This window comes from Eubacterium sp. AF15-50, assembly GCF_934835595.1.
Classification (GTDB): Bacteria; Bacillota; Clostridia; order Lachnospirales; family Lachnospiraceae; genus Eubacterium_G; species Eubacterium_G segne.
Genome location: NZ_CAKVZL010000011.1, coordinates 26829 through 38232 on the forward strand (window position 1 = coordinate 26829; position 11404 = coordinate 38232).

The 11404-nt window shown below is 36.3% G+C and carries 15 protein-coding genes; 13 read left to right on the top strand and 2 right to left on the bottom strand.

Features of this window, described 5'->3' with window-relative positions; translation table 11 throughout:
* Positions 1-106: 106 nt before the first annotated feature.
* Positions 107-2473 carry an endonuclease MutS2 gene (locus tag Q5O73_RS02665; protein WP_302628835.1) on the bottom strand — a complete coding sequence of 789 codons (2367 nt, stop codon included), beginning with the start codon at positions 2471-2473 and terminating at the stop codon, positions 107-109.
* A gap of 134 nt (positions 2474-2607) precedes the next feature.
* On the opposite strand from Q5O73_RS02665, the gene Q5O73_RS02670 reads away from it, so the two are divergent.
* The 13 genes from Q5O73_RS02670 to Q5O73_RS02725 all read left to right on the top strand — a co-directional run bounded on the left by Q5O73_RS02670 (position 2608) and on the right by Q5O73_RS02725 (position 10643).
* The gene (locus Q5O73_RS02670) at positions 2608-3558 is read left to right on the top strand and encodes a 3'-5' exoribonuclease YhaM family protein (RefSeq protein ID WP_021953445.1); all 951 of its coding nucleotides are present in this window, start codon (positions 2608-2610) and stop codon (positions 3556-3558) included.
* A gap of 19 nt (positions 3559-3577) precedes the next feature.
* A complete protein-coding gene (rlmD, locus tag Q5O73_RS02675; protein ID WP_021953444.1) occupies positions 3578-4981 on the top strand; it encodes a 23S rRNA (uracil(1939)-C(5))-methyltransferase RlmD in 1404 nt (467 codons plus the stop codon).
* 111 nt (positions 4982-5092) lie between these two features.
* Positions 5093-5257 (top strand): hypothetical protein, encoded by a 165-nt coding sequence (locus Q5O73_RS02680; RefSeq protein WP_243053081.1) that lies wholly within the window; start codon positions 5093-5095, stop codon positions 5255-5257.
* A 442-nt stretch (positions 5258-5699) separates the two neighbouring features.
* Positions 5700-5879, top strand: a complete 180-nt coding sequence (locus Q5O73_RS02685; RefSeq protein WP_118589482.1) for a hypothetical protein — start codon at positions 5700-5702, stop codon at positions 5877-5879.
* Positions 5880-5959: 80 nt separating this feature from the next.
* Positions 5960-6229, top strand: coding sequence for a hypothetical protein (locus Q5O73_RS02690; RefSeq protein WP_118589481.1), 270 nt, complete (start codon positions 5960-5962; stop codon positions 6227-6229).
* Between the two features lie 145 nt (positions 6230-6374).
* A complete protein-coding gene (locus tag Q5O73_RS02695; RefSeq protein WP_118589480.1) occupies positions 6375-6725 on the top strand; it encodes a helix-turn-helix domain-containing protein in 351 nt (116 codons plus the stop codon).
* Positions 6709-7560, top strand: a complete 852-nt coding sequence (locus Q5O73_RS02700) for a KilA-N domain-containing protein (RefSeq protein WP_118589479.1) — start codon at positions 6709-6711, stop codon at positions 7558-7560. The genes Q5O73_RS02695 and Q5O73_RS02700 overlap by 17 nt, the downstream gene beginning before the upstream one ends.
* Positions 7557-7691: a hypothetical protein gene (locus tag Q5O73_RS02705; RefSeq protein ID WP_279220117.1), complete on the top strand. Its 135-nt coding sequence runs from the start codon at positions 7557-7559 to the stop codon at positions 7689-7691. The genes Q5O73_RS02700 and Q5O73_RS02705 overlap by 4 nt, the downstream gene beginning before the upstream one ends.
* Positions 7692-7752: 61 nt before the next feature.
* Complete coding sequence (locus Q5O73_RS02710) at positions 7753-8211, top strand: putative sulfate exporter family transporter (protein ID WP_118589478.1); 459 nt, start codon at positions 7753-7755, stop codon at positions 8209-8211.
* Between the two features lie 19 nt (positions 8212-8230).
* The gene (locus Q5O73_RS02715) at positions 8231-8617 is read left to right on the top strand and encodes a helix-turn-helix domain-containing protein (RefSeq protein ID WP_118589477.1); all 387 of its coding nucleotides are present in this window, start codon (positions 8231-8233) and stop codon (positions 8615-8617) included.
* On the top strand, positions 8574-8693 hold the full coding sequence (locus Q5O73_RS10600; RefSeq protein WP_199641190.1) for a MerR family transcriptional regulator: 120 nt from the start codon (positions 8574-8576) through the stop codon (positions 8691-8693). Before Q5O73_RS02715 ends, Q5O73_RS10600 begins: the two co-directional genes overlap by 44 nt.
* A 245-nt stretch (positions 8694-8938) precedes the next feature.
* The gene (locus Q5O73_RS02720) at positions 8939-9940 is read left to right on the top strand and encodes a calcium/sodium antiporter (RefSeq protein WP_021952011.1); all 1002 of its coding nucleotides are present in this window, start codon (positions 8939-8941) and stop codon (positions 9938-9940) included.
* A gap of 16 nt (positions 9941-9956) precedes the next feature.
* A complete protein-coding gene (locus Q5O73_RS02725; protein WP_118589475.1) occupies positions 9957-10643 on the top strand; it encodes a TMEM165/GDT1 family protein in 687 nt (228 codons plus the stop codon).
* Positions 10644-11131: 488 nt separating this feature from the next.
* On the opposite strand, the gene Q5O73_RS02735 is transcribed toward Q5O73_RS02725, so the two are convergent.
* On the bottom strand, positions 11132-11404 hold a 273-nt coding region (locus tag Q5O73_RS02735), incomplete at its 5' end, for an MATE family efflux transporter (RefSeq protein ID WP_302668982.1).

Consider the following 11404-nt stretch of genomic DNA (forward strand, 5'->3'; position numbering starts at 1 on the left):
AACTGCTTTTTATATATGTTTATGGTATTCTAAAATATCATGCTAATTATAATCAAATAATGTTAATAAAGTTAAAATAAATTGTAAACTGTGATAATAAGCCAATTTATTTAAATTCTACAACGGTAGCTCCTGCGCCACCTTCACCGTGCTCGCCGTTTCTGTAAGACTTTACATAAGGACATTTTTTCAGGTGAGTCTGTATGGCATTTCTGAGAGTACCGGTACCTTTGCCGTGTATAATATATACCTGAGGAAGATGTGCTAAATAAGCATCGTCTAAATATTTATCAAGTTCAAATAATGCCTCATCCACGGTTTTACCAATAAGATTAAGCTCCATTTTAACATTTAAGGATTTGTTCATCTTAATCTTTCCACTGCCGGTGCGGTTAAGTCCCGGTGCCTTAATATCAGGTTCATCAATAATTTCTAAGTCCTTAATATTAACTTTAGAATTAAGTATACCCATTTTTACCGTTAAATTACCGTCGGCATTAGGCAATGTTACCACAGAACCATTTAGGTTCATGCTAAGAACCTTGACTCCTGTTCCAATCTTAAAGTCAGAAGGCTTATAGGTCTTTTTCTGCTTAGAAGATTTCATGGAAGCTGAGCTTTGGTTTTTCTTAATTTTTGAACCGACGCTGCTTCGCGATTTCTCCAATTCCTTCATATTGCCGGATTTACCGTATTTGTTAATGGTTTTAATAGCTTCATCAGCAGTTTCCTTAGCCTCTTTAAGAATATCAAGAGCTTCATCACGGGCCTTGGAAAGAATTTTATCCTTCTTTTCATCAAGAGTTTTGTTCTTGATTTCGTAGTCCCGTTTGAGGGAAGCAATCTGTGATTTATATACGGAAATGGTTTCCTTGTCCTTTTCAATTTGGCGTTTCTTTTGTTCAAGTTCTGCCAAAACATCCTCAAACTGTTCATTATCCGCATCAATTCTTGATTTGGCATCATCAATAATATATTGAGGAAGTCCTAATTTTTGGGAAATGGCAAAGGCGTTACTTTTACCCGGAATACCAATTAAAAGGCGGTATGTCGGTCTAAGGGTTTCCACATCAAATTCGCAGCTTGCATTTTGTACCCCCTCCGTGGAAAGGGCAAAAAGTTTTAATTCGCTGTAATGGGTAGTTGCCATGGTACGAACTCCCATATTTTTAAGAAATGACAAAATGGAAATGCCCAGTGCCGCACCTTCTACCGGATCAGTACCTGCCCCCAATTCGTCAAATAAAACTAAGGAATCCGAGTCAGCTTTTTCTAAAATATTAACTGTATTAACCATATGGGCTGAAAAGGTACTAAGGCTTTGCTCAATACTTTGTTCATCTCCAATGTCAGCAAAAATCTCATTAAATACTCCCAGCTGACTTCCCGGTAAAGCGGGAATATGAAGCCCTGCCTGCCCCATTAAAGACAAAAGCCCTACGGTTTTTAATGAAACTGTTTTACCACCGGTATTAGGTCCCGTAATAATAAGCAGTGTGAAATCTTTCCCTAAATTAACATCAATAGGAACCACCTTCTTTCCGTCAAGGAGAGGGTGTCGTCCCTGCTTAATATTTATAAATCTGTTGCTGTTAAATTCCGGCATGGAAGCTTTCATTTTTTTGGCAAGATTAGCCTTGGCAAAAACAAAATCCAAATATGGAAGAAGCTTTAAGTCACATCTTAACTGGTCAATGTATTCAGCACAGGATATGCTTAAGTTGGCAAGGATAATCTGGATTTCCTCAGCTTCCTTAACAGAGAGCTCTCTAAGCTTATTGTTTAACTCCACAACCGCCGTAGGCTCTACAAAAAGTGTGGAACCGGAAGAAGACTGGTCGTGAATGATTCCCGTTACATTTCCACGATATTCCTGTTTTACAGGCACACAATATCTGCCGTCGCGCATTGTAATAAGTGATTCCTGAAGGTAGGTTTTTCCGTTTTGGGAATTAACCAGGGAACTAAGCTGGGAATGAATCCGGTCATTGGTGATTTTCACCTGACGTCTTATATTTTTTAAGTTAAAAGATGCATCGTCTGCAATTTCATCTTCAGATATAATGCACTTTTCAATTTCTTTATTTAAATTAGTAAGAGGCTCAATGGATTCAAATAAATCATCTAAGCTGTCCCTTTCTGCGTCTTCGTTTCTGGAAAAAGTCTTAACACGAAGGGCAACCTTTAAAAGAGAACTAATGCTAAGAAGCTCTCCAACCCCTAAGGTACTGCCGATTTCCAGACGTTTAAGGGATTCGCCAATGTCCTTAATGCCTGAAAACGACACACTGCCCTTTTGCCAGATACGCTTTAAGGCATCGTCGGTTTCTAACTGATTTTTTTTGATTTCATTTAAGTCATTAGATGGCTTAAGTTCACCGCACAACATACGACCTAAATCACTGCCGGCTTCATCCTTAAGCATGTTTATTATTTTATTATATTCAAGTGTTTTTAACACTTTTTCATTCATAACTAAATTCTCCAATTCTTGTATTTAAGCATATTATCAATTATAATAAATACCGGTATTAAAAGTAAAGAGGTTTTAAACCCTTTATATATTTTTTAGAGGGCATAACAACTATATTATAGAAAGAGGATAATATGAAATTTATTGAGACATTAAGAGAAGGGGAGAGAATTCAGGAGGTTTATCTTTGCAAGCAGAAAAACGTTGCCATGACAAAGACAGGAAAAGAATATGAAAATGTTATTTTGCAGGATAAAACAGGTCAGTTAGATGCTAAAATATGGGACCCGGGATCAATGGGAATTGACGATTTTGATGCATTAGATTATGTAGAGGTAAACGGTGATATTACGGTTTTTAATAATCAGATGCAGCTTAGCATTAAAAGAGCAAGAAAAGTAGACAGTGATACTGTGGATGCTTCTAATTATCTTCCATGTACTGATAAAAACATTGATGAAATGTTAACAGAGTTACTTAAATTTGTTGCCAGTGTTAATAACACATATTATAAGCAGTTGCTTACAACATTATTCGTGGATAATAAGGATTTTGTAAATGAATTTAAGAAACATTCAGCGGCAAAAAGTGTACACCACGGATTTATTGGAGGCTTGTTAGAGCATACTTTGTCAGTGACAAAATTATGTGATTTTTACACAAAGCAGTACGAACTTCTTAACAGGGATTTGCTTATTACAGCGGCAATTTGTCATGATATAGGAAAGGTTTATGAGTTATCAGACTTCCCTACTAATGATTACACTGACGCAGGACAGCTGTTGGGACATATAGTAATGGGTTCGGAAATGGTGTCAAAAATTATTGCTACTATTCCGGGATTTCCACAAAAGCAGGCAAATGAATTAAAGCATTGTATTTTGGCACATCACGGGGAATTGGAATATGGTTCTCCTAAAAAACCGGCATTAATAGAGGCGTTGGCTCTTAATTTCGCAGACAATACAGATGCAAAGCTTGAAACAATGAAGGAGTTGCTAAATAGCAGCAAAACTACAGGGTCTGATACATGGCTTGGTTATAACCGGTTATTAGAGACTAATGTAAGAAGAACCGGAGAATAATTGGGAGATTTTATTGCGGATGTTTAAAAAAAATGATGTTTTAGAAATTGAAATTACAGATCAGGGAACAACAGGCGAGGGTATAGGCAAAGTTTCAGGCTATACCCTCTTTGTGAAAGATACGGTGATAGGGGATGTGGCAAAGGTCAAGGTTATGAAGGCGAAGAAAAATTATGCCTTTGCAAGACTTGTTGAGATAGTCAAACCCTCAAAATACCGTGTGGAACCGTTATGTCCTGTGGCAAAAAGCTGTGGCGGGTGCCAGCTTCAGGCAATGAATTATCAGCAGCAGCTTAAATTTAAACAAGAGAAGGTATTTAACAATATAAGGCGTATTGGGGGAGTGGAAGATTTTGTCATGAAACCTATTATGGGAATGGAGGAATTGTGTATCAAGGGACATGAGGAAAATGGCCCTTTTCACTATAGAAATAAGGCTCAGTTCCCGGTAGGAAGGGACAAAGAAGGTAGGATTATCAGCGGTTTTTATGCCGGAAGAACCCATTCCATTATTAGCGTAAATGATTGTCTGTTAGGCACCGGCGTAAACAAGACAGTAATGGATATCATAAAAATGTATATGACATTAGAAGGGGTGAAACCTTATGACGAGGTAACCCACAAAGGTGTTGTGCGTCATGTTCTTATAAGGGAGGGAAAACATACCGGTGAGGTAATGGTTTGCATTATTATAAATGGTGACAAATTACCACAGGTTGACCGCCTTGTGGAGCAGTTATTAAAAGTTTCCGGAATGACGGATATTTCCCTAAATATTAATAAGGAAAAAAACAACGTAATATTAGGGGATAAAATTATAAAACTGTACGGCCCGGGATATATTGAAGATTATATTGGTGATGTTAAATTTAGAATTTCACCTTTGTCATTTTTCCAGGTAAATCCTGTTCAGACGGAAAAACTTTATTCCAAAGCCATGGAATATGCCAAGCTTACAGGAAGTGAGACAGTTTGGGATTTGTACTGCGGAATAGGAAGCATTTCCTTATTTTTGGCAAAAAATGCAAGAAAAGTTATTGGGGTGGAAATTGTGGAGCCGGCAGTGGAGGATGCTAAAGTCAATGCTCGTATTAACAATATAGAAAATGTGGATTTTATTTCAGGTGCGGCAGAGGATGTGGTTCCTGAGTATTTTCAGAAGCATAAAGGTGAACCGGAATGCAATCCGGATGTAATAGTTGTGGACCCACCGAGAAAAGGATGTGATGAGAAGCTGCTTAATACCATGGTTTTAATGGCACCAAAGAGGATTGTATATGTTAGCTGTGACAGTGCTACTTTGGCAAGGGATATTAAGTGGTTAAGTGATAAGGGATATAAGCTGGTGGAGGCAACCCCATGTGACATGTTTGGTCAAAGCGTGCATGTGGAGACGGTTGCGCTTTTGGTTCAAAATCTATGAGGCGAAGCATCACATTGACATAAAAGTTGATATGGATGAGATGGATGTTACCGGTGCCGAGAAAAAGCTACATACCAGCAGATTAAAGATTATGTATTAGATAAGTTTGGTTTGAAAGTAAGTAGTTTGAACATTGCACAGATAAAAGATAAGTGTGGTATCAAGGAAAGAAAAAAATATAATACAGCAAAGAGTGAAAGTAGTGCAGAAAGAAAATGCACTCCTGAAAAAGAAAAGGCTATTTTGGATGCTTTCAGATATTTTGCAATGATATAAACAGGTTTTAGGATTATCCTAAAACCTTATACATACCTAGAGAGCTAAACGCTGCTGAGTAATCAGTGGCGTTTTATTTTGTTTAAACCTCACTATGAAGGTAAAAATTCGCTTATCTTTACCATGTGAGTGAGCGACAATTGAACATTATTATTAGATAATATTATTGAACATTAAAACAAAAAACAGCAAAACATCCCTAAGAAGGTAACTTTTTTACCTTACTAGCGAGCGACAACCAATTAAAAACATGAGATAATGTCATAGAACGGTTGTTCGAAAACAAAACAAGAAAAATAATAAACACATTAACCGGTTAGATGTTTATATAAAACTTTAAAAGATTGGAGGTGATGACAGAGTAACGCTGGTATATACAGAAAAATCTATCGCAGAAGAATTAAACTGCAAAGAAAGAACTGTTATCAATGCCATAAACGAGTTGAAGAAAGAGCATTTACTTGAAGTCAAAGAAGATTCCAAAGGCAGAGCCAATGTGTATTATTTATTACTGCCAAAATCTTCAGTAGTCAGTAATGATACATGCAAAAACTTGCAGACCACATATGAAAAAAATGACAGTCATAAAGGCGTAAGCGTGAAAATAATTGCAGATGATTAGTAAAGATTTATTCACACTAGTAACTAATATAGTAACTTATATTAGTAATATCTTTATTAAGTAAAAAGGAGAGAAAAAACATGAATAATATAATAGAAAAAGAATTAAACACAGGATTAAATAATCCTATTAACAACAATACTAACACAGCGGTGTCACCGCAGTGTGAAGAAGATTATGAAGTGATTGATGGAATTAAACATTGTCCGATTTGTCACGAACCTGTTGAAAAAGTTTATGATGTAGATTGCCTAGGACATAGACTTATTTCTGTAGGTTGTAAATGTAGGCAAGAAGAACAAGTTCGTGAAAAGGAACTTGAAGAAATGGAAAGGCATAGAAAGATTTAGAAAAATCTATAAGATGCTCATAATGGTCAGCATTAATCAAAGAAAGTCAATGTCATATTGGCATTGACTTAAATGTAATTAGTGAATATAATGAACGATATACCGAACGATAGATATAACGTACGAAAAAATAAAAGGAGATACTATGATTATAAGTGAGAAAATTTTTATGATTATGAGAGAACAAAAGATGAGTATGAGAGAACTTGGAAGAAGAACAGGAATAACTGCCAGTACTATAAGTGATTGGAATACCAAGAAGATGAATCCGGGAGCAGATAAATTATTAGTTATTAGTAAGGCGCTGGGAGTATCTGTTGAGGAATTGCTTGAAGATACCGACACATTTCAAAAGAAAACAGTTGAAGAGATTGACGTGGAAAAAACGAAAGATGAAGAAATACTTGCGCAGTATCACAGTTTTACGACTGGGCAGAAGAGACATTTATTGGAGTACATGAAGCGATTGGGGGAAGAATATGCAGAAGAAAAATAATATAATTACCGTTCAAAATATACCTATAACAGTAACAACAGATGATGCAAATGATTATATTTGCATAACTGATATTGCCAATGCAAAAAATTCTAATTCAAGAGCAGCGGATGTAGTAAGAAATTGGTTGAGAAATCGTGCGACTCTGGAGTTCTTAGCAACATGGGAAGAAATATATAATCCGGATTTTAAAGTGTTCGAATCTGAACACTTTAAAAAACAGGCAGGATTGCTGACTTTTACACCAAGCGTTTCGGAATGGATTGATCAGACAAATGCAATTGGTCTTTATGTTAAGAAAGGAAGATATGGTGGAACTTTTGCGCATAAAGACATAGCTTTTGAGTTCGCATCAGCAATTAGTCCTGTTTTCAAATTGTATTTAATAAAAGAATTCCAAAGGTTAAAGGAACAGGAAAATGATTTCCAAAAAATTGAATGGAATGCTAAGAGATTCTTATCAAAAAATAATTATTTGATTCAAACAGATGCCGTGAAAAATTATTTGATACCTAAGCAGAATTATAGTGAGAATCTCGAGTGGCTTGCATATGCAAAAGAGGCTGATGTATTAAATGTTGCTTTATTCGGTTTTACTGCAAAAGCGTGGCGTGAGATTAATCCTGAACTTGCAGGAAACAGTAATGTAAGAGATTATGCGACAATCAATGAACTGACAGTTCTTTCAAATTTGGAAACACACAATGCTCAAATGATACGTGAAGGTCGTGACAAAAAAGAACGATTTTTGATATTGAAAGAGATTGCAGATTATCAGTTGAAAATATTAAATGAAGCACAAAGCATAAACAATCAAATTGAGGAGAAACAATGATGAGTGAGAAAACTAAAGTATATACATATACTCGTGTTTCTACAGCCATGCAGATTGATGGATATTCTTTGGATGCACAAAAAAGCAGAGTGAAGAGTTTTGATGATTTTAATGATTTTGAAATTGTATAGGAGGTGCTTATGAGAGAATTTGCCAGAATAGTAACACGATATAGATTACACAAGCGATTAAATGAGTAGGGGAAGTGAAACTTTGAACAAGGCTGTAACGGTAAAGCTTACAAGACCCCTTGCCATTGTCCCCATTACACTGGGATTATCATTGATAATGGCTAAAAAGAGTGCAAAAGAAGACGTTAAGACCGCGAAGTTTAGTTTAAAGAGGGCATTCCCAATGTTTATACTTTATTTCGTGATTGCAGCAATCGTTACCACACTTTGCATACATATGGGAGTTAGTGCGGAAGTGTTCCAGCCAATCAAGGAATTGTCAAAGTTTATGATTATTATGGAAAATAAAAATAAGGACTCAAATATTCTTGAAACAATGCCTGTGGGACCGTTGTTTATTAAAATGGCGGTTGTTGCGTCAATAAGTATATTAAATTCAGTTATGCAGTTCGTTATGCTTTTGCTGCCGGGACTGGTGCAGGGGGCTCAGCCAATATCAAGCTATAATAATACAAAATAAAGCTTGAAGGTGATTTTTTATGGCAAAATATAAGAAAAAATTAGATGATGATATACGGTGTCCCCTCGAATATGGTCTTGCAATATTTGGTGGTAAATGGAAATCCCGTATTATATGCGTATTATCGGCAAATGAAAAACTGCGCTATAGTCAGATTCGCAAGGAGATGTATAACATAACAGATGCGGTTCTGACAACAACATTAAAGGATTTGATAGAGGATGGAATCATTAACCGTAAGTCCTATGATGAAATTCCACCAAAAGTGGAATATTCCCTGACGCAAAAAGGAAAATCTGTTGTCCCTATATTGCAAAGCATCTGTCAGTGGTCAGATGTTTTTTATAAGGAAGATGGCGGAAATGTTCGATGTTACGGAACATACGTTACGTTTCTATACGGATAAGGGACTGCTTCCCTGTCAGCGTGACGGAGTGAAGTTGTTGACACCCCTTAATACATTTGATATTATTTATCAGTAAATTAATATTCCATGAGGGAGTAGTTAGCGCGAAAGTGTGGTTTGTCAACATTCTGATTATAGTAAAGAGTATAATCTGGCAAATCTTAAATAATGAGACTCATGTATATCAATTAACAGCTTATGTATTACACACCAGCTGGTAGTTGATGTACATGAGTCTTTTTTACTTAATATCTGCCGGGTATACCTGTAATATCAGATGTTTTTACAGACGACACTGTTGTGGAGAAAAGGAGAAAAAATATGGAGAAAATTATTAACAACGCCCCATTCGCCCTTGTACTTGTGTTTCTTGTAATAGGTTTTGTCTTACTTATTAAAGGAGCAGATTTTTTTGTGGAAGGAAGTTCAAGTGTAGCAAAGAGATTGCATGTTCCGTCTATAATTATCGGACTTACAATTGTTGCTATGGGAACATCCCTTCCGGAAACAGCAGTCAGTGTATCGGCTTCACTTATAGGCAACAATGAACTTGCAGTAAGTAATGTAGTCGGATCTAATATATTCAACCTGATGGTTGTTATTGGTGTGTGTGCAATGATTGCTGCAGTAAATGTTGCAAAAGAAACAATAAAGAGAGATATCCCATTTTCCCTTGTGTGTGCCGGACTTTTAATGATTTTAGGCATTGTTGCATTTGGTGACAAATCCGGTATGACACTGGGACACTTTGATGGTGTGATATTACTTGGATTCTTTGGAGTTTATTTTTTCTACATGATTAAAATTGCATTAAAGGCAAGTAAAGAAGGCAGAAAAGTCGAGATTGAAGGCGATTGTGATGAAGAAATTAAGCTGGTTTCAGTTCCTATGAGTATATTATTCATAGTTGGTGGAGTAATGGCAATTGCAATCGGTGGAGATATGACTGTAGATGCCGCCTCAAGAATAGCAGGGGAGCTTGGTATGAGCCAGACACTTATTGGACTCACAATTGTCTCAATAGGAACATCACTTCCTGAACTTGTAACTTCAATAGTTGCAGCCGGAAAGAATGAAGTGGATATGGCACTGGGTAATGCAATTGGTTCAAATATATTCAATATACTTATGGTACTTGGTATAGCATCAGCAATCAGCCCAATCAGTATAATTACTGAAAATGTTATTGATTTGTGCGTACTTATGATATTTACGGTATTAGTATGGATATTTGCGGGAACCGGAAATAAAATCGGAAGAATCGAAGGATTAAGTATGGTTGCATTTTATGCAGCGTATATGGTTTACATCATAATAAGATAAAGGAGATATCAGACAAATGTTGTTGTTTGTAAAGGTATTTTTTACTGAATTCATAGCGGAAATGGGAGATAAGACACAGCTTATGCTTATTGCACTTACTTCTAAATATAAATTAAGAGATATTATATTAGGAACTGCCACAGCAATTCTTGTACTTAACGGACTTGCTGTTCTTGCAGGTGGACTTGTCAGTGAATTTATTCCTGACTGGTTGATTAAAACCATTGCGGCACTGGCATTTCTTTATTTTGCCACATCAACTGTCACAGGGGATGATGACGATGAAGAGGAAGAGGGGGGCAAATCAAAGATTAAGTTTGCACCACTGGCAGTTTTTTTCACATTCTTTGTAGCTGAGCTTGGAGATAAGACACAGCTTACAGCCATAACATTTGGCGCTAATGAAGGTATGAGTGTAGCATTTATTGTATGGATTGGATGCTCTCTGGGGCTTTTTGCGGCGGATATTCTTGGAATGTTAGTAGGCTATTTATTAAAGAGTAAAACTCCGGATGGATTGCTTAATACATTGGCATTTGTAATATTTTCTGTATTTGGTGTATACACACTTTATCAGGGACTTAAGCTGATAGGAGCAAGCGTCTTCCCTATACCTGTGCTACCAATACTTATAGCTATAACAATTGCTTTCGTTGCTTTATGTGCCTGTCTTTTCGCAAGAAGAGAGAAGAAAAACAGGTAAGGAAATATACGTGATATACAAATCGGAATTTAACACTTGAGAAAAGAAGAGTAAACATAGCAAAGAAAGATTTGAAGTTATATTTAGAAACGGAAGTGGACTTAAGGATGAAGGGAAGGTTATAGTTACAAAGTAAAATTCAGTTTGATGAAGATAACAAAAATCATTCATGTCCTTTGTTAAATAGTTTTTGAATGTTTTCAGGAAGTTTATCAGGCAACAGGGCATTTATAGTATCTTCGTTACCATCTTTCTGTGCAGTTTCGTAATACCGGCACTTGAAGTTTAAGAGGGAGAGAGTCTTTTGAAGTTCCTGGATTTCAGTTTCAACAGCTGATTTTCTGGCTTCAAATATTTCTTTCCTTTTTTCATAGCTGGAGCTGCCTTCAGATACCCATATAAAAAAATTGCTTTATATCTTTGATCTCAAGACCAGATTTCTTCTTAAAAGATTATAGTGAGAATGATAAAAGTGCATTTGAAAAAGCCTACAATGGTCTGCAAGGCTGGGGAGACTGTCTTGAAAAGACTTCCTTAAAAGGCATGGTTGGTGGTGGAATTGATGCTGCCAACAGAATACCTACAAATACACATCCACAAAAACAAAACGCACAGTATTTTCTTGCTTTTTCTTTCTTGCCTTCTCCTAATGCCCTGGAAATTACAGAAGTCCCGCCTATTCCAAACAAAGTTCCGATGGACATAAAAATCAGATATACCGGTGTCGCAAGAGATACTGTGGCAACCAGTAAAGCGTTATG